A 19,497-nucleotide genomic window follows, 5' to 3' on the forward strand; every position below is an offset into this window, starting at 1 on the left:
GTGCCTGGACCGACGCATTGGCAGCGCGCACCAACTCGAAGAAGAGGCCCTGATTTGGCAAGCCCATCGAAATGCCGCTGCGACCAAAGTGAACTGGTCCTTCACCACCGAGAAGGCCCGCGACACCTTAAAAAACAGGTACGCCGACCTGACCAAAGAAAAAACTCAAAACTAAACTGTCAGACCACTACTTTCACTGCGAGCACCGGGCCGCCCACGCGGGGCAGGATGGGAAAAACATCGCCCTCGACCTGGGCGTCGTCGGTGCTTTCGTGAGCTTTGGCAAACTGATAGCGCGTCCAGCCATAGTAGCCCCCGGCCAACAGCACCACGGCCACAATAATGAGCACGAGCGGATTGCGACGCTTGGGGGCCTCCATGGGCTCGCCTTCAGTAGTAGCTGCATTGGGGTAAGGCGCCGGGGTGTTTTGCACGTTGGGAGAAGTTTCGCTCTGGGCCATCTTGGTAAGTATTTCGGGTATCAGGGTTGAGAAGAAAGGCGTGGCAGGCGTTAATCAGCGGCCGGGCCCGTTTGCGGCGGTAGTGGCGCGCGCACCAGCAGGGTGGCGCATTGAGCCGTGCGCAGCACGATTTCAGCAGTGTTGCCCATCAGAAAGCGGGTGAGGCCCGTTTGGCCGTGTGCGCCGATAACAATCAGGTCGGCTTGCTGGCGGCTGGCTTCAGCCACGATTTCCGGGGCGGCTTCGCCGCGCACCATGCCGGTGTGCACACGCGCCACACCGGCCCGCTCGGCCGAGACCCGCAAGGTCAGCATCCGCTCGGTGCAGGATGCAAATACCTGGGCATCCGGTTGTTGGCCAGTGGGGTCTTCCTGCGGCTCGCACACATGGAGCAGGCGCAGCTCGGCCCCGGTAGCCACGGCCAGCGCCGCCGCATAGGCCACCAGCCCCGCCGATTCAGCCGAGAAGTCAAGCGGACAAAGGATGGAGGAGAGGGTCATTTTTGGAGCAGGAAAAAAATCTATCAGGTGAAAAAAAGAACGTTACGTTGAGCGCAGCGGAGTCGAAGCATCTCTACCGCTTCATTTAAGAAAGTATTAATTACCAATGAAGTAGGAATGATTCGGCTGCGCTGACGCCAGATGCGCATGACATCTGTTTCTTCGTTTTTACTTCCAAATCACCTCGCCGGTGGCGCGCTTGAGCTGGTACTGGCCGAGAGTGTAATTGTACATGGCCTGGGCACGGGCCAGGCGGGCCTGGGCGAGCTGGGTTTCGGCGTCGAGCACGTCGAGGTTCTGGCCCACGCCGTAGCGGTAGCGGCCCTGGGCGCGGATGAGGGCATCGGTAGCCTGGGCGATTTGCTGCTGCGAGTTTTCGTAGCGGGCTTGGCTGAATTCCAGGTTGTTCGCGGCCTGGCGCACGTCGGCGCGGATTTGCTCCTGCGTGTCCTGGGTGCGGGCCACGGCGCTGCGCGAGTTGGCCAGGGCTTCCACGCGCTGGTTCTTGTTCTTGTTGCCATCGAAAATCGGCACCGAGAGCTGCACCACGCCCACCGAGTTGGGGCGGATTTGGTTGAGGTTGGGCAGGTAGCCGTTTTTGGCTCCCACCTGCGCGCCCACGCCCAGGCTGGGCATGTTGCTGCGCTCAATCAGCCGCTGCTGCAGCGTGGCCGACGTCTCGGCATCGCGGGCCAGCTTGATTTCGGGACGGTTTTCGTAGGCCTTTTTCAACTCGGCATCCACATCCTCGGCCTGGGGCTGGAAGGCCAGCCGGCCCTTCACCGGCAAGTCGGCCTGCGCGGGCTTGTGCAGCAGCCGGGCCAGCTGCACCTGCTGGTTGCGAAGCTGGTTTTGCAGGTCGATGCGCGTATTCTGCGCCTGGGTGATGCGCACATCGGTGGTTGTCACGTCAAACCTGGTGCTCACGCCGCCATCCACGCGCTTCTGCATTTCGTTGCGGTGGGCCTGCAGGGACACAATCTGGGCGTCCTGCACCCGAATGCTTTCGCGCATAAACAGGATGTTGTAGTACACCTGCGCGGCGTTGAACGCCAGGTCACGGCGGGTCACGGTCACGTTATCCTTCGCCGTTTGCACCTGCGCTTCGGCCAGCTTCACGGTTGCGCTGCTCTTGCCGAAATCGAGCAGCAGGTACTGCGCCGTGATGTGGGCATCGTAGTTGTTGTTGGGCGCAATCTGAAACGACTCGCCGCTCAACGGTATTTGCACCACGGGGTCGATGCGGGAATAAGTAGCCGTGCCCGTTACCTGCGGCAAAAATCCGGTGCGCGTTTGGGCCAGCCGGCCGGTAGCCGCATTGGCCAGCTCATCGAGCGTGGTAATGGCCGGGTTGGCATCCAGCACCGAGCGCACGGTGCCGTCTAGCGTCAGCGAATCCGAGATGACATCGATGCCCGGCGCGGATTGCGCCCGGGCCGCACCGGCACCCAATAGCGCCAGCGCAAATGCCGCAACAGCCGGGGAAGAAAAGCGTGAAAACATAGGGAAAGCAGAGTTGAATCAAGCATCGGCCTACCGAAAGCTGTGCCAAGGGCTTTATGTGGCGTTGTTGATTTCCGAAAAGCCATTTGTAAGGCTGATAAGGCGTATTTCAACCAAAAAACCTTGGAGCGAACAAAAATACGTGGCCCCTGTTTTCCTCAAATAATAGGAATTGCTCATAATTAGGTCCTGATATTTCAGGAAAATATGGAGTAGGATGCCGTGACGAGATAACGAGGACGACCATGCCCAATCAGGACGAAACGTTGCTGCTGCTGCACATCAACGAAGCCATCGCCACGATTCGTGACAAGGATTTGCTCTTCAAAATCGTGACTACGAAGCTGCGGCTCATCTTTCCTTTCGACCTTATCGGCATCAACGTTTTTGATGCCGAGTTGAAGAACAAGCGACTTTTTCTGCGCGACTATTACGGCGAAGAAGACTTGCTGCCCGCCCTGCCAGGCCACCCCAATGCTTTTTCGCCCATCGCCGGCTCGCCCATCGAGCAGCTGGTGGCGGCCCCGCACGTGCACCAAATCACGCTGCTCGAATACATGGGCGACTACCCCGATTACGAGCCTTTTACCCGCATGAAGCGCCTCGATATCATGCACGTTACGGCCGTGCCGCTGAGTACCGGCGGCCGCCTCACGGGCTTTCTCATCTTGGCATCGCGCCGCAATCCCAACCTATCAAGCAACGACGAAAGGCTGCTGGAAAAAATCGGCTCCCTCATCGCCGTAGCCGTGGCTAACACCTTGGCTTTCGAGGAAGTAGCCCGCCGCGAGCAGGAGCGGACGCTGCAGCTCCACATCACCAACGCGCTGCTCAGCATCAAGCAGCGCGAGCCGCTGCTGCGGGCCGTGGCCGAGGCGCTGAGCCAGGTGGTGCCCTTCGAGTACTTCGGAATTCGGGTGCAGCGGGCGGGACAGGGGCAGGCTTTTCAGGCTTTTGCCGAATTTTGGCGCACCGGTGCCGAAGCCCCGCTCGAAGCCCTGGGGCCCGACCGTGACCAGGACGAAAGCCTGCGCAACGAAGCCGGCATCTACCAGCAGAGTACCGAGCTGCTGCAAGTCGCCGCCATTTACTCCGGTCCCGAATTCAGGGCCCTGGCCGTGCGCTACCCCCGCCTGCGCTACGTGTATGAGCACTACCATACCCGCGCCTTACTGGTGGCCCCCATTTGGCAGCGTCCCGATGGTGCGGCCGTGCTCACGCTTTCAGCCGCCCACCCCGATGCTTTTCGGCCCGAAGACCTGGCCACTGTGCAGGGCCTCACGCCTCAGATTGCGCTGGCCCTGGAAAACCTCTTTGCCTTCGAGCAGATTGAGGAGTTGAAAGCCCTGGTGGAGCAGGAACGGACTTACCTGGTGGACGAAATCAACACCTCCGTTCGGTTCGGAGCCGATTCGGGTACGTTCGTCGGCAGTGGGCCGGCCCTGCAGCAGGTGCAGCTGCGCATCAGCCAGGTAGCTCCCACCGACACCACCGTGCTGATTTCGGGCGAAACCGGCACCGGCAAGGAGCTGGTGGCCCGTGAGCTGCACAACGTTTCGCCGCGCCACGCCCGCGCCCTCATCAAGCCCAATTGCGCCGCGCTGCCGGCCCAACTCATCGAAAGCGAGCTGTTTGGCCACGAAAAAGGGGCCTTCACCGGCGCCGTGGAGCGCCGCGTGGGCAAGTTCGAGCTGGCCAATGGCGGCAGCATTTTCCTCGACGAAATCGGGGAATTGCCGCTCGACTTGCAAGCCAAGCTGCTGCGCGTGCTGCAGGAGCGGGAATTTGAGCGCGTGGGCGGCACCAAAGTGCTGCACTCCGACGCCCGCGTGATAGCCGCCACCAACCGCGTGCTGGCCGATGAAGTGGCCGCCGGCCGCTTCCGGGCCGATTTGTACTACCGCCTCAACGTCTTCCCCATCGAGCTGGCGCCCCTGCGCGAGCGCCGCGAAGACATTGAGCCGCTGCTGCGCCACTTCGTTCAGCGCTTGAGCAAGCGCCTTGGCAAGCCCCCGCGCCAGGTGCGTCCCGCCGATTTGGCGGCCCTGCAGGCCTATGCCTGGCCTGGCAATATCCGGGAGCTGGAGCATGTGCTGGAGCAGGCCATCATCGTGAGCCAGGGGCCGTTCCTGGAGTTCGGGGGCTTTGCGGCGGCCCCGCTGGCAGCGGGTGGTACGGCCGCAATTTCGGTCCTTGGCAATGTCCCGCTCAAGACCCTGAAAGAGCAGGCGCGCGACCATATTATGGCCGCCCTCACCCGCACGGGTGGCCGCGTGAGTGGGGCGCAGGGCGCGGCGCTGCTGCTCGATATCAACCCCAAAACCTTGGAAGCGCGCATGAAAAAGCTGGGCATCCGGCGCACGGTGGGCGTGGAGGCGCCATGATGGCCGGGGAGGGGGCAGCAGTATATTTATGGCTTTTTAGGCCAGCTGCATAGCCATCAATTTAGGCGGGGCGTACAAGTGGGTATCATTTCACTAATTATCGCTCAACTCATGGCTACGCCCGTCACCACCCCCAAGCACACCGACCCCGCTACCAAGCGCGACGAGAAGAAGAACGAAACCGAAGTAAAAGACAAGGTTTCCGGCAAGACTAAAGTGACTCAGAAAAAGTAGTTTTCCAGAAGACACAAAAGAGCCCGGAGCGTCTGACGTTCCGGGCTCTTTTGCGTTTGCGAATAGGAGTTGCGTGTATGGTCCCAGAGCGTGTTGGTATACTTTTCGGGAAGGAGCCAAGGACGGCATCGATTTACCCGTAAATCGGTCTGGTACGCTTTTAAAGCTGCTGTGCGGGCGTGAGCGTGCAGAGAAGAGGTGGTGCCGCCCGCCATCCTGCGGTCGGCCCGACCCAGCAATTGCCTTCGCCCGGTCTACTTTTCCTTTCGGCATCAATTATAGTACATTAAGCTAGTTTTTTTGTGCAGACGTGCCAAGTGATATTACATTTGTCAATCTATAATTGGATTGCTTATATCACTTCAGTCTGCGCTCATGACGAATATTACTTCCCATTCAGGTTTTGTCCGCTTGCTTCACATGCTTGTCGTCCTGCTTCTAGCGGGCAGCCTCGGCGGGCTTTCGGCTTGGGGACAGACCCCGACGCCCGGTATCATCTTCAAGCCGGCCACGGCGGGCAAGCCCGGTGGTGATATACTTGACCCCAACGGCGACGGCTACGTCTCGGCCACCCCGGCCGGCTTCACCGCCGCGGCCGGTGACCTGGGCACCCAAAGCGAAATCCCGTACAAGTACCTGCCCCAACGTGTGACGGTGGAGCCCAACGCCGACTTGCGCGTGGGCCCAAACAACAAGTTCACCGACTTCGCCGACGTGCCCGGCGGGGGTAACTCAGTGGGCTTTTACGTGGATGGCAGCCAGAACTACATGTTCCGCTTCCGCCTCGGTGGCTCGGCGCCCAACTCCAAGGGTTACAGCATTGCCATCGACACCGACAATAAGTTTGGCTTCAGCGGCCCGAACGCTGACCCCAACGCGGTGGCGCACAACCCCGGCTTTGAGATGGAAATCCTGCTGGCCACCAACTTTGGTGTCCGCCTCTACAACATCGACGGCACAATATCGCCCAGCGGCTCTGCCCCCGACGGCAGCCTCATCGAGCTGCCCTACGCCAGCTACGCACAAAAAGCCGTGGCCGCCACTGCCAATGATGGCAGCTTGGACGTGTTCTATGACTTCTACATACCCCTGGCCACCATTCAAACGTATTTCCCTGCTTTCACGCTGAACACGCCCCTGCGCCTGGTGGCCAACACCATTATCGCGCCGCACAGCGTGACGCACTACCAGAATATTTCCGACGTGGCCGGAGTGAACGACGCCGCCTACTCCGACCCGGACAACGCTTTCATCGACCTTATTACCAACGCCACGCCCACCAGCGGCGGCACCGTGCCCACCACCACGGGCAACAACATTCCGTCCCGCTCGATGCCACCAGTCGTGAACTCGCCCATCCTGAGCGAGGCCACCTCGGTGAGCGGCACATCGGTTGAAGTCGCAGGCACCGTCATCACGGTGTACGTGGACGGCTCGGCCCTGGGCACTACGACCACGGTGCAAGCCAACGGCACCTGGACCCTGACGGGCATCACGCCCCTGGTCACCGGTGCGTTGGTGAAGGCCACAGCCACGGCCACCGGCAAGTCGATGTCGGATTTTTCCAACGAAGTTCAGGTGGGCCCCACGCCAGCCTGTGCTACGGCTGCGCCCAGCATTAGCTGCGCCAGCAACAGCGGAGTTTTTGGCACGGCCACTCCCGGAGCCACGGTGTATCTACGCTACCCGGATGGCACGCTGGTTCCGGCGTCCCCGAATACAAACAAAAGTCTTGAGCTAAACCCGGTGATTGCCAATACTGCCGGCCAATTCTTTTTTACCACCAAAGGCGGCAATACAAGCAGTTGCACCAACGGGCAACAGGGTGATTTATTGGGCACCTTCTTCGTTTCTCAGATGGCTATCAACACTAGCTGCGAATCACCGGCTGCTTCCGTTTGCATCAATCTTATCACCACCCCCCCCACCGCTACCCCGGTGGTGACCACGCCTAACCCGATTACGCCCAGCACCACCAGCATAGCTGGTACGGCCGTAAGCGGGTCGGCCGTTACGCTCTTTGTAGATGGCAGCCGCTATAGCAGCGTGACGGCCACGGGCGGTAATTTTATCTTCACGGGGGCTAGCCTGCCCATCCTAACCAGCGGGCGCATACTCACCATCTACGCCAATGTAAACGGTGGCAGCTGTATTTCAGCCACGGTGACGCGAAACGTGGTGGCTCCCCGTACGGTGGTGCCGCCAGTGGTGAGCAGCCCCCTCTACACGGGCGGTACCACCGTGAGTGGCACGTCGGTAGAAGCCCCCGGCTCCACCATCACGCTGACCACGTACGCGGCCAGTAATGGCACGGGTACCCCCACCGGCACCTACACCGCCACTGTGCAGCCTAATGGTAGCTGGAGCGTGACGGTGCCGGCCCTGGCCGCCAACAGCAGCGTGAAGGCCACCGTGACACCCACCGACTACCAGACCAGCAGCTTCTCCAACGTGGTGGCTGTGCTCACGCGCACCAGCAGCGTGCCCGTCATTACGGGCACCTATACGGAGCGGGGTACCTCCGTCTCCGGCACTTCGGCCGCCCCGGTGGGCAGCATCATCACCGTGTACGAAGACGGCTACCCGCTCATCGACCCCATCACCGGGGCCATTCTCACTACCACCGTGCAAAGCGACGGCGGGTGGACGCTGAGTGGACTAAGCGCCTCCCCAACCGCGCCCGCGCTTTACGCCGGTGGCGTGCTCACGGCCACGGCCACGGCTGCGGGCCAGGCCGAAAGCGCATTTTCGAACGCCGTGACGGTGGGCTGCGCTACGCTGGCCAGCAATGCGCTCGCGCCAGCGGCCGTGTGCCAGAACAACAGCGCTACATTCACAGTGGCCAACGCCGAGCAGGGCATTATATACACCTTGCAGGACGCCGGCAGCACGGCCGTGGGTACCTCAAAGGTGGGCACCGGTACCAGCATCACCATTACCACGCCCGTGTACACCACGGCCGGCACCTACCCGCTCACGCTAAACACGTTCTCCATCGGGGCGGTGAACTGCCAGCAGAGCTCCCCAGCGGCGAACCTGACGGTGAACCCACTGCCGCTCACGCGCACGGTTTCGGCCCAAAATGCCACCCTGAGCACCAACCAGGCCGCCCGCACAGGCACCAACATCATCGTGCAAAGCTCGGAAACCGGCATCTCGTACCAGCTCATTAACACCAGCAACTCGCCCAATACCACTGTGGGTGCCCCCCAGAACGGCACCGGTGCCGACTTGAACCTGCCCACCGGCCCGGTGAATACCACCGCCACGAGCACCTCCTATGCCGTGCGGGGTACCAATAGCACCACGAACTGCATCCAGACGGTCGGTACCCAGACCATTACCTACTCCGGTCCGCTGCCGGTGGAACTGACCGAGTTCGTAGTGAGCGCCGTCGACGCCGACGCGGTGCTGACGTGGCGTACCGCTTTGGAGAAGAACAATGCCCGGTTTGAAGTGGAGCGCTCGGCAACGGGGCTCGGATTCATGCGGGTGGGAGAAGTGGCCGGCCAGGGCAATTCCAGTCAGCCCCACGCCTACACGTTCCGCGACGCTGCTGCTGCCCGCTTCGGCACCACGGTATACTACCGCCTGCGCCAGGTAGACCACGACGGCACGGCGGCCTACTCGCCGGTGCGCGTGGTTACTTTCGGCCAGGCCAAGCCAGAGGCGCGGGTGCTGCTCTACCCCAACCCAGCCTCGGCCTCAGTGGTTTGCAGCCTCGCCCTGCTGCCCGCGGGCTCCTACACCGTAACGGTGCTTAGCCTCACGGGGCAGCAACTGCTGGCAAGTGAGGCCCAGGGTGGGCAGGAAGTAGAATTAGGGATAGCGAGCCTCCCCGTTGGGGTATACCTGGTGCGTATTCAGGGTGCGGCCCTGAGTGTTACGCAGCGGTTGGTGAAGCTCTAGTAACGGACCAACCCCGCGCCATCAGCACAATATGAGGAGCTTCGGCTCCTCATTTTTTTGGCTTACCTGGCCGGGCAGCGGCCCACCGGCCGGAAAACGCTGGCGGCTAGCATGAATTTGGGCCAATACCACCAAAAACAACGAGCAGGAAAACGAAACCGAAGTGCAAGACAAGGTTTCCGGCAAGACCAAAGTGACCCAGAAGAAGTAGTTTTCCAGAAGATATAAAAGAGCCCGGAGCGTCTGACGTTCTGGGCTCTTTTGCGTTTGCGAATAAGGGATAAGTACTCAGCCACAAGTAACCGGGCCTTTTGCACGGTCCCGGTAACCTCACCCCCGGCCCCTCTCCCGCGGAGAGGGGTACGTTAAACAATTCGAGCGGCTGGCTCCCCTCTCCACGGGAGAAGGGCCGGGGGTGAGGTTACACCAGACGCGCCGTTCCTATGGTTACTCGTGGCCAACTGCTTAATGCGCCTGCAGCCAGTTCTTCCCCGAGCCTACTTCCACTTCCAGCGGTACGCCGCGGGGCAGCAGCAGCGCCGTGGTCATCAACTCCTTGATTTTGGGGGTGATGTAGGTCACTTCCTCGGCCACGGCGTCGAACACCAGTTCATCGTGCACCTGCAGTATCATCTTGGTGCCCAGCTTCTCCTCGCGCAGCCAGGAGTGGATATTAATCATGGCCATCTTGATGATGTCGGCGGCCGTGCCTTGGATGGGGGCGTTGATGGCGTTGCGCTCGGTGTAGCCGCGCAGCGTGGCGTTGCGCGAGTTGATGTCGCGCAGGTAGCGGCGGCGTTTGAGCAGCGTTTCGGCGTATTCCAGCTCCCGGGCCCGGTTGATGCTATCGTCCATAAAGGCCTTCACCGACGGGAATTCCTGGAAGTACGTGTCAATGATTTCGGTCGCTTCCTTGCGGCTGATGCCGATGCGCTGGGCCAGCCCAAAGGCTGAAATGCCGTAGATGATGCCAAAATTGACCGTTTTAGCCTTGCGGCGCATCTCGCTGTCCACTTGCTCAATGGGAACGTGAAACACCTTGCTGGCGGTGCTGGCGTGCACGTCAATGCCCCGGCGGAAGGCTTCAATCATGGTTTTATCGCCCGAGAAGTCGGCCATGATGCGCAGCTCCACCTGCGAGTAGTCGGCCGCGAGCAGCACGTGGTGCTCATCGCGCGGCACGAAGGCTTTGCGGATTTCGCGGCCCCGCTCCGTGCGGATGGGGATGTTCTGCAGGTTGGGGTTGGTGCTGCTGAGCCGGCCGGTAGCCGCCACGGCCTGGTTGAAGCTGGTGTGCACGCGGCCGTCCACCACGCTCACCAGTTGGGGCAGGGCCTCCACGTAGGTACTGCGCAGCTTGGTGAGCTGGCGGTATTCGAGGATGAGGGCGGCGATGGGGTTTTCGGCGGCGAGTTGGCTCAGGATTTCCTCGCCGGTAGCGTACTGGCCAGTCTTAGTTTTCTTGATTTTGCCCTTGCCGATGTCCATTTTATCGAACAGCACCTCGCCCAGCTGCTTCGGCGAGCCGATGTTGAACTCCTGCCCGGCTTGCTGAAAAATCTGCTTCTCCAGCTCCCGAATGTATCCCTGCAGCTCGGCCGAATACTCGTTCATGGCCCCGGAATCAATCCGAATGCCCTCGTACTCGATGTCGGCCAGTACGGGCACCAGCGGGTTTTCCACGTCGTTCAGCAGGCCCAGCAGTCCCAGCTCCTGCAGCATGGGCTCGAAGACGTGCTTGAGCTGCAGGGTCACGTCGGCGTCTTCGCAGGCGTAGTCTTTCACGGCGGCCGGACTGAGGTCGGCCATGGTAATCTGTTTCTTGCCTTTGGGCCCGATGAGGTCCGTGATGGGCACCGGCGAGTAGTGCAGATAGGTTTCGGCCAGCACATCCATGTTGTGACGCATGTCGGGCTCGATGAGGTAGTGGGCCAGCATCGTATCGAACAGCGGCCCCGAAATGTTGACCCCGTAGTGCTTGAGAATGGTGAGGTCGTACTTGATGTTCTGGCCGATTTTCACAATGTTTTTCGACTCAAAAAACGGGCAGAACTCGTCCACAACGGCTTGGGTGGCGGCCTGGTCGTCGGTGGGCACGGGCACGTAGTAGGCCTCGCCCGGCAGCCAGCAGAAACTCATGCCCACCAGCCGCGCCGTCATGGTGTCGAGCCCGGTAGTTTCGGTATCGAAGCTGACCTCGGCCTGCTGCAATAGAAAGCTGAGCAGCGACTTACGCAGCTCCGGCGTGTCCATCAAATGGTACTGGTAGGGCACGTCTTCGAGCCGCTTGCGCGGCCCGGCGGGCGCACCGAAACGGTCGGTTTCGCCCTCCTCGGCCCCAATGGCCACGGCCGCATCTTCGCTGCTGCCAAACAGCGAGGCCTGGCCGCCGGGCACCAGCTTGGGCCGGCGCACCGGCGTGCTGCCGGGCTTGGCCACGCTGGCCGGGGTACGCTCGGGGCCGCCGCCCAGAATGCGGGCCGCCAGCTGCCGAAACTCCAGCTCCTCAAACAGCTCGCGCAACGTGGCCTCGTCGGGCGCATCGAGCACCAGCTTGTCGGCTTCGAAATCGAGCGGCACGTTCACGTGGATGGTGGCCAGCTCCTTGCTCATCAGGCCCTGCTCGGCGAAGTTGCGCACGTTTTCCTGCTGCTTGCCCTTGAGCTCGTCTACGTGAGCCAGCAGGTTTTCCACCGAGCCGTACTTCTGAATCAGCGTCTTGGCCGTCTTTTCACCGATGCCGGGAATGCCGGGGATGTTGTCGGAGGCATCGCCCTGCAGGCCCAGAATGTCAATCACCTGCTCCACGCGCTCAATCTCGAAGCGGGCCAGCACGTGGGCCACGTCCAGAATCTCGGCCGCGTTGCCCATGAAAGCGGGGCGGTAGATTTTGATGTTCTCCGTCACCAATTGGCAATAGTCCTTGTCGGGCGTCATCATAAACACCTCGAAGCCTTCCTTTTCCGCCTTCTGGGCCAGCGTGCCAATCACGTCGTCGGCCTCAAAGCCGTCCATCATCAGGATGGGAATGTGGAAGCCCTGGATGATTTTCTTAATGTAGGGCAGGGCAATGCCGATGTCCTCGGGCATGGCCTGGCGTTGGGCCTTGTACTCGGCAAACTGCTCGTGCCGGAAGGTCTTTTTAGGCCCATCGAAGCACACGCCGATGTGCGTGGGCTTTTCCTTCTGCAGCACCTCCACCAGCGTATTGGTGAAGCCCAGCACGGCCCCCGTGTTCATGCCCTTGGAGTTGATGCGCGGATTCTTGCTGAACGCGAAATGCGAGCGGTAGATGAGGGCAAAAGCGTCGAGCAGGAAGAGTTTTTTGGCGGGAGCGGCGGTGGGTTCGGGCATACGGCGAAGGTACGTGCGGCAATGGAGAAGGAAACAACGGCTGGCTTATCCTTCGTGCTCGGGCCTGAGCATATTCGCACTTGCAAGTAGCCGTCCGGCAGTGGCAGGAATAAGGCCTGTTCTCAGCTGGACTTGCAGCATATATTCTGAACCATAGAACATTAAAGTCGGATTCCTGGCCAGTGATGCTATGAAAATCGTGCTCTTTGCTCGCGGGCTATTATTCGTCGCCGGATGCCGGTCTTTTGACCCCGCCCTGCTCAACCCGACCACCGAAATCTTGCCCATTCGGCTGCCCACCCTCACGCCCGAAATCCAAAGCCGACGCATTGCCCCTCCCTCGACCCGCAAGCGGTGCCGACCGACGTACGTGCGCTGTTTGAGCGCGAAACCCGCGAGGTGCTGACCGAACCCTATGGCAAGCCACCGGGCTTTTTGGTGCTCCAAACGCGGCGCGTAACGGCGCGGGCGGGCCTGGGCTACGCCTTGGTTTCGGGCCTGACGATGGGCGGGCTCAATTTATTCGGCTTTCCGTGGGCCAAGTACCAATACGTGGTCGACGTGCAGCTGGAGGTGCGCAACCTGCGCCGTGAGCTGGTGGGCACCTACCGGGGGCAGGGGCAGGCCCGGGCCTGCCGGCGGCTTCTACAGCTCGACGAATCACGCCCAGCCCGACCGGGTGCTGTACCTGCAGTGCGTCCGGCAGGGGTTCGGCCAGCTGATGCCCCAGCCGCGGGCCGATGTGCCTCGGCTCCAAGCCGCGCTGCTGCCCTAAGAGCTAATGGCTCTACCGTAGGTTACGGTGCCAGCTTCGTCTTTGGCACCAACGTAACCCAGCAGTTAGGGCGGGCGTGGTCGCGCTTGTCTGCGCCAAGCAGCAGCTCCTAGATGCGCTGCAAACTCTTGTAAAAACTATCCTGATACGACTTGCCGATGGGCACGAAGTGTCCGCCGTGCAAGTTGGCCGTGTTGTCCTCGATGGACTCAATGTGCTGGGTGTTAAGTAAATAGCTGCGGTGCACCCGCGCGTAGTTGGGAAAAGGGGAAAGCCGGTTTTCCAGCGCCTTGAGCGTGGTGTAAACGATGTATTTATGCTTGAGCGTCACAATGTTGACGTAGTCAGATAGCGCTTCCACGTAAAGAACCTCGTCGAAATTGACGCGCACCATGCGGCTGTTCACTTTCACAAACAGGTCGGCCGATGTGGGAATATCCGCAGCGGGCGCGGCGGTGGGGGCGGCCACCGGGCGGCGCTGCTGCACGCGCTGCACCGCTTGGGTAAACCGGGCAAAGTCGAAGGGCTTCACCAGATAGTCGGTCACGCTCAGCTCGAACGCATCTACCGCAAAATCCTGCCGGGCGGTAGTGATAATGACTTCGGGCGGGTCCGTAAGCACGCGCAACAGCTCCAGGCCGCTAAGGTGGGGCATCTCGATATCCAGGAATAACATATCCACGTGGTTGCCTTCCTGGAAAAAAGTGAGTCCGGCAATGCCATCAGCCAGCGAGGCCACCAGCTTCAGGTTGGGAGTAAGCTCAACGTAGTGTTCGAGGGTCAGACGGTTAATCTCGTCGTCGTCAATGATGGCACAAGTCAGCATAGCAAAAGTCGGAAGGAATGAGTGGTGCTACGGTATAGATAATGAATTTTTCCGTTCGCAGTCATAAAGTAACCACTCACCGGCCAAAAGTGCGCGCTCATCCAGAAAATGAATATATTTTATTCTGATAGTTATGTGGTGATTTTTATATAGTTTTGTGGTGTACTAAGAATGACAGTTATACGTTGGTCGCAACTCACCACTATTAGTCACTTGCCCGATGCTAATGAAACATATGTGCCTGATAGGAATATTTTTGCTGATGGGTGGTTTGGGAGCGCCGGCAACCGGCCGGCCCAGGCCACTCAAAACGGCTGTCACCGAAGCCCGCAACGAAACGGCGGCTCCCAGCCTGTCGCGGCACATGCGTGATGCGCAACGCATTACCTGTTTTCTCGACGATGCCCTGCTACTCTCTACGGCGCAGCGGCACACCGTGGAGCGGCACACCGCGGCCGAGCGCCGCGCCTTGGTACTGGCCGTCACCGATGCCGACTTTGCACGGGCCCAGGCGCAGTATCTCAGTGCATTGCATAAAGTTTTGGCGCTTAGTCAGCTGAACGCTTACGCAGCGCTGTGCCAGCGGCTAGCCGGCACCACTCTGCCGCTTGACGGTACCGAACTGGCAGTACATTAGTTGTAGTTCGCCGCATAGTAAGCAAGCCCCCCGAATCTCGAATTCGGGGGGCTCGTTTTAGTTAAATCAAGCTGCTGTTCGGTACCTACGCCTGCGCCGCCATTTCCTGGTGCACCAATGCCTGTACGGCGGATTGGTCAAAATCAGCCTCGGTTTGAATGTGGGGCATGAGGCGGCTCATAATGGCATCCTGGCGCTGGCCGGCGGCCCACGCCTCGGCATAGGGCGTGTGCGAAAACGTGACCTGCGAATACAGCGGCGTCCAGCGGCCAGGAAACTGGGCTGAAATTTTGGCCTCAATTTTCTTCTGGAGCAGAAAGCGGGGGTCGGCCACGCGGTCGCGCATTTCGGTGAAGTTGTAGAGGGCCAGGTCGGCCATGGCGTCCGTGTTGGGCTTGCGCTGCCGCTGAAATTCGGCAAAAATGGTGGGCCAGGCGGCGTCGCCGTGCTGGTCGAGCAGCTCATTGAGCACGCTGCAATCCTCAAACCCGGAGTTCATGCCCTGGCCGTAGAACGGCACAATGGCGTGCGAGGCATCGCCGAGCAGCATCACGTTGTCGTCGTGCTTCCAGGGGAAGCATTTGATGGTGACGAGCGAGCCCGTGGGATGCTTGAAAAACTCCTCCTCCAGCGCGGGCATCAGCGGTTCGGCATCGGGGAATACGCGGGTGAAAAAGGCCGTGACATCGGTCGGCGTTTGCAGGGCGGCAAAGCTTTCGGGGCCTTCGTAGGGAAAGAACAGCGTGCAGTTGAAGGAGCCGTCGAGGTTGGGCAGCGCAATCATGAGGTACTGCCCGCGCGGCCAGATGTGCAGGGCGTTTTTCTCCAGCAGCCACGTACCGTTAGGACCCGCCGCAATGGTCAACTCTTTGTAGCCATACTCCAGGTAGTCCTGCGAATAGTCGTAGCGGTCAGTTCTTTGCATAGCACTACGCACTGCCGAGAACGCGCCATCGGTACCAAAAAGCCGGGTGTAAGGCACGGTGTGGGCCTCCTTGGTAGCTGTATCCAGCAGGCTCAGCTGTTGCTGCTTCAGGTCGATGCCCAAGCACTGCTGGCCAAAGTGCAGCTGCACGCCGGTCTGCGCCTCGGCCAGGTCGAGGAGGCGGCGGTTGAGGTGCCCACGGTTCACCGAGTAGATGGCTTGCCCCTCGTGCCCGTAGGGCTGGCGGGTGAGGTTGCCCTGCACGTCGTGCATCACGCGGCCGGTCATCGGAATGCCTACCTGGCGAATATCATTGGCTACGCCCACGCCGCCAAGGGCGCGCCAGCCGCGGTCCGACAGCGCCAGGTTGATGGAGCGCCCCTCCTGAAATCCGGCCCGGCGCGGGTCGCCGCGGCGCTCAAATACCTGCACCGGGTGGCCGCGCCGGGCCAGGTAAAGCGATAACAGTGAACCCACCAGGCCGGCCCCCATCACGGTGATGGGCTCGGTAGCAGGCGAATGAGAAGCAGTAGTTGACATAAGGACGAGGTGAACGGGGTGGGTGGGGCAACGAAATTACTGCCGCTCCGGCGCTTGGCCCCGGCGGGCGCATTCGCGTCATCGGGTGAGGAGGGTTATTCACCGGCTAATTGATATACTTAATCGGAAAAATACATTGTCGGGCAACACTTGCCAGACCTTTGACGAATTAGACCTAAACTCTTATTCACTTTGACTCACGCTCGATATAAACGTGTTGGTTTTGAGCGCTGCCGCTGCCGGGCTGCCCACCGCCGCACGGCCCTGTGGCTTTTGTACCCCGCACCCACACTTAGCCACTTGCCCAGCCAAGCCGCGGGGCGACGCCTAGTCCCAGTCCAGGTGCCGCTGCCTACTCAGATTCAGGCGGTGCTGCGCGTGGGCGCATACGTAGTGGGGCAGCAGGGCGACCCCCAACTGTCGGGCCATCCAGATATTAGATATTAACCAACTGTTATTTGAATAATCAAAATGATAATATTGCTTGGGAACTAACGGGTTGAAATAGGGAATAATGCGAAGAATTAGCGGTATTTTTGCAGCTAGATTCTTCAAAATTAACCTTATTCAAAATCGGTACTTACTTATTCTTTTATCTCTGTTGTTGCCGCTGTGTAGCTGGGTTCAGGGTCCTCAGGCCATCAGCGGTACTGTGTAAACGGAAGCTGGCACACCCCTGCCGGGAGCCACGGTCATTGTCAAAGGAACTTACACGGGCAGCAGTACCAACTAGGAAGGCCAGTTTCAGATGAAAGCGGATTTTTCCAAGGGCCCAGTCACCCTCACGGTCTCGTTTATTGGCTACGAAACGCAGGAGCTGCCGCTGAGCGCAGCCGACAATGCCATCAGCCTAACGCTGCGGCCCAGCGCCGTGCTCGACCAGGTGGTGGTAGCGGCCTCCCGCGTGGAGGAAAGCATTGGCCAGGTACCAGTAACGGTGGAAAAACTCAGCCAGCGCCAGGTGGAGCAAATCACCACGCCCGACCTGGTGGCCGGCCTCGGCCGCTTTAAGGGCATCGACGTGAGCAGCTCCAGTATGCTCACGACCAGCTTCAGCACGCGGGGTTTCAACTCCTCGCGCTCGGAGCGGGTTATTCAGCTGGCCGACTACATGGACACCCAAGTTCCGAGTCTGAGCAGCTACTTTGGCAACCTGCTGGGCACTCCGGTGCTCGACGTGGCCAGCGTGGAAATTGTGCACGGCCCGGCCTCGGCCCTCTACGGTGCCAACGCTTTTAACGGCGTACTGCTCACCAACTCGAAAGACCCGTTCCGCGACCCCGGCCTGACGGTGCGCCTGCGCGGCGGCAACCGCAGTATGCTGGACGGCCAGCTGCGCTACGCCACCAAAATCGGGGAGCGGGTAGCGTTCAAGATTTCGGGCGGGGCTACGACGGCCAACGATTTCCTGGCCGACAACCAAAGTGCCACCTCAACTTTGATTGAGCCCGGCAACAACGCCGCCGGCTCTAACCTGGGCTACGACGCGGTGAGCCGCTACGGTGACGTTGGCAACACGTTCACGGCTACTGGCGGTGCGTTAGCGGGCAAAACGGTGTTTCTGCCCGGTTATTCGGAAGCCGAACTGGTGGCTGACGACAACAAAACCCACTCCTACAAAATTGCCCCTAGCTTGGCCGTGCTGCTGACCAGCAACCTGAAAGCCACCATCGACTACAGGTACACCAACGCCAACACTACTTATCAAAGCGCTAGCCGTTACCGTTTTGTGAACAGTGGTGCCCACCAAGCCCGCGTGCAGCTCGAAGGTAACAACTGGTTCGTGCGGGGCTTCACCACGCGTGACTACTCGGGCGGGCGCGACCCGCAGACGGATGGCTCCTACAACCTGGGGTTCCTGGGGGGATTTTTGCAGGCGCAACAGGCCCTGGCCAAGGATGCTAATGGCAACCTCACCATTCCGGTGGTGGATGCTACTGGTAGAGCCGTAAGCTATGCCGAGCGGTACTTCAATACCTATGCCATCAGGTACAACCAGGCATATGCCACTAACGGCAACAATACCGATGCCGCTGCCAAAACGGCTCGAGACTTCGCTAACACCAATGCTCCGCTGCTCCAGCCCGGCACGAAGGAGTTTGATGTCGCCCGCAACCAAATTATCCATAACCCAACACCGGGCCAGGGGGCCCGCCTGATTCTGCGCTCCATTCTGAACGAGGGTAGCGGCCAGTATACTTTCAACAACAGCTTTGCCGATGTAACGGTGGGCGCGGCCTACCGTCAGTTTTTGCTGGGTTCCGATGGCAGCTTGTTTGAGGATACCCGGGACGGGGAGCGCATCAAGAACTACGAATACGGTGCTTATGCCCAGGTCAGCAAAACCTTGCTTGATGACCACCTGAAGCTGGCCGCCGCCGGCCGTGTCGACCGCTTCCAGAACTTCGGTACGGCGTTTTCGCCCCGCGCCTCGGTGGTCTATTCGCTTGGCCCCGATAAGCTCCAGAACTTCCGCGCCAGCTTCAGCCGCGCCTTCCGCGCGCCTACCCAGAACGACCAGTACATCAAGCTCGACGTGGGCCGGGCCATTCTGCTGGGCAACGTGCGCGGCGGCTTCCAGGGCTACACCACCCCGCTGGCCAGCCAGCTGCCCGGCATCCTGGCCCCCACCCGCACGGCCGAGCTGGCCGGCTATGAGTACAGCAGCGCCGCGCTCAAGCTAGAGGAAGTGAACAGCTATGAGGTAGGCTACCGTGCTCAACTCGTGAAGAAACTGTACATCGATGTGGACTACTTCTACAACACGTACAATAACTTCATCGCTACCCAAAACTTCATCGGCAACATCGACGGTAGCCGGCCTACCGCCGCCCAAATCGGGGCTGCCGCGCCCGGCCGCTTCCAGAACAGCGCCCTGTCTACCCGCGTTATCCAGATTGCCACTAACGTGAACCAGCAGGTGAAGAGCCAGGGCGCGGGCCTCACGTTAAGTTATGCTTTTGCCCCAGCCCTCACGGTGAGCGGCAACTACAGCTACAACGACCTCATCACGAAGGATTTCAAGGTCGGCACCCAGTCATTCTTCAATACGCCGCGTAACAAGTTCAACCTCGGCGTCGACGGTCTGCTGCTGGACCGCGCCCTGAGCTACAACCTGAACTACCGCTGGGTCGACAGCTTTCTCTACGAGTCAACCTTTGCCACCGGCACCGTGCCCACCGCTCAAACCCTGGACGCGCAGGTTGGCTACACCCTCAAACCCCTGCACACCACCGTGCAGGCCGGCGGCACCAACCTGCTCGATGCGCCCAACCTGCAGGTGTATGGCGCGCCCAACTACGGCCGCCTCGTATATGTCGGCCTGTTGTTCGACATAAAATAAATACTGCCTGGGCCGGTCACGGCGGTACATTCCAGCATAGGGCCCCGTTCGGATAGAACGGGGCCCTTTTGCTGCACAATTAAACCGCTCTAAGCTGCTTTAATTC

12 protein-coding genes are annotated in these 19,497 nt (G+C 60.3%); 6 read left to right on the plus strand and 6 right to left on the minus strand.

What is annotated here, in order from left to right:
* Window positions 1–179 precede the first annotated feature (179 nt).
* The 3 genes from IEW17_RS15175 to IEW17_RS15185 all read right to left on the minus strand — a co-directional run bounded on the left by IEW17_RS15175 (window position 180) and on the right by IEW17_RS15185 (window position 2,464).
* Window positions 180–461, minus strand: coding sequence for a hypothetical protein (locus tag IEW17_RS15175; RefSeq protein ID WP_188562907.1), 282 nt, complete (start codon window positions 459–461; stop codon window positions 180–182).
* Between the two features lie 50 nt (window positions 462–511).
* Window positions 512–961 (minus strand): universal stress protein, encoded by a 450-nt coding sequence (locus IEW17_RS15180; RefSeq protein ID WP_188562908.1) that lies wholly within the window; start codon window positions 959–961, stop codon window positions 512–514.
* 168 nt (window positions 962–1,129) lie between these two features.
* Window positions 1,130–2,464: a TolC family protein gene (locus IEW17_RS15185; RefSeq protein WP_188562909.1), complete on the minus strand. Its 1,335-nt coding sequence runs from the start codon at window positions 2,462–2,464 to the stop codon at window positions 1,130–1,132.
* A gap of 245 nt (window positions 2,465–2,709) precedes the next feature.
* Here IEW17_RS15185 and IEW17_RS15190 point away from each other — a divergent pair, with 245 nt between their 5' ends.
* The 3 genes from IEW17_RS15190 (at window position 2,710) to IEW17_RS15195 (ending at window position 8,991) form a co-directional block, all read left to right on the plus strand.
* Window positions 2,710–4,848 (plus strand): sigma-54-dependent Fis family transcriptional regulator, encoded by a 2,139-nt coding sequence (locus IEW17_RS15190; protein WP_188562910.1) that lies wholly within the window; start codon window positions 2,710–2,712, stop codon window positions 4,846–4,848.
* Between the two features lie 111 nt (window positions 4,849–4,959).
* Window positions 4,960–5,082 (plus strand): hypothetical protein, encoded by a 123-nt coding sequence (locus IEW17_RS21255; RefSeq protein WP_262891837.1) that lies wholly within the window; start codon window positions 4,960–4,962, stop codon window positions 5,080–5,082.
* A 420-nt stretch (window positions 5,083–5,502) separates the two neighbouring features.
* Window positions 5,503–8,991, plus strand: a complete 3,489-nt coding sequence (locus IEW17_RS15195) for a T9SS type A sorting domain-containing protein (RefSeq protein WP_188562911.1) — start codon at window positions 5,503–5,505, stop codon at window positions 8,989–8,991.
* A 465-nt stretch (window positions 8,992–9,456) separates the two neighbouring features.
* Here the strand turns inward: IEW17_RS15195 and polA are convergent, their stop codons facing one another.
* Window positions 9,457–12,345: a DNA polymerase I gene (polA, locus tag IEW17_RS15200; RefSeq protein WP_188562912.1), complete on the minus strand. Its 2,889-nt coding sequence runs from the start codon at window positions 12,343–12,345 to the stop codon at window positions 9,457–9,459.
* Window positions 12,346–12,699: 354 nt separating this feature from the next.
* On the opposite strand from polA, the gene IEW17_RS15205 reads away from it, so the two are divergent.
* A complete protein-coding gene (locus IEW17_RS15205) occupies window positions 12,700–13,233 on the plus strand; it encodes a hypothetical protein (RefSeq protein ID WP_188562913.1) in 534 nt (177 codons plus the stop codon).
* Here IEW17_RS15205 and IEW17_RS15210 read toward each other — a convergent pair.
* Window positions 13,230–13,946: a LytR/AlgR family response regulator transcription factor gene (locus IEW17_RS15210; RefSeq protein WP_188562914.1), complete on the minus strand. Its 717-nt coding sequence runs from the start codon at window positions 13,944–13,946 to the stop codon at window positions 13,230–13,232. The two genes, IEW17_RS15205 and IEW17_RS15210, sit on opposite strands and share 4 nt — an antisense overlap.
* Window positions 13,947–14,166: 220 nt before the next feature.
* Between IEW17_RS15210 and IEW17_RS15215 the strand changes: the two genes are divergently transcribed.
* On the plus strand, window positions 14,167–14,583 hold the full coding sequence (locus IEW17_RS15215) for a hypothetical protein (protein ID WP_229749036.1): 417 nt from the start codon (window positions 14,167–14,169) through the stop codon (window positions 14,581–14,583).
* 85 nt (window positions 14,584–14,668) lie between these two features.
* Here the strand turns inward: IEW17_RS15215 and IEW17_RS15220 are convergent, their stop codons facing one another.
* The gene (locus IEW17_RS15220; RefSeq protein ID WP_188562916.1) at window positions 14,669–16,048 is read right to left on the minus strand and encodes an FAD-dependent oxidoreductase; all 1,380 of its coding nucleotides are present in this window, start codon (window positions 16,046–16,048) and stop codon (window positions 14,669–14,671) included.
* Between the two features lie 748 nt (window positions 16,049–16,796).
* Between IEW17_RS15220 and IEW17_RS15225 the strand changes: the two genes are divergently transcribed.
* Window positions 16,797–19,391, plus strand: a complete 2,595-nt coding sequence (locus IEW17_RS15225; RefSeq protein ID WP_188562917.1) for a TonB-dependent receptor — start codon at window positions 16,797–16,799, stop codon at window positions 19,389–19,391.
* Window positions 19,392–19,497: the final 106 nt, after the last annotated feature.

The sequence above is a fragment of the Hymenobacter frigidus genome (genome assembly GCF_014640435.1).
Lineage (GTDB): Bacteria > Bacteroidota > Bacteroidia > Cytophagales > Hymenobacteraceae > Hymenobacter > Hymenobacter frigidus.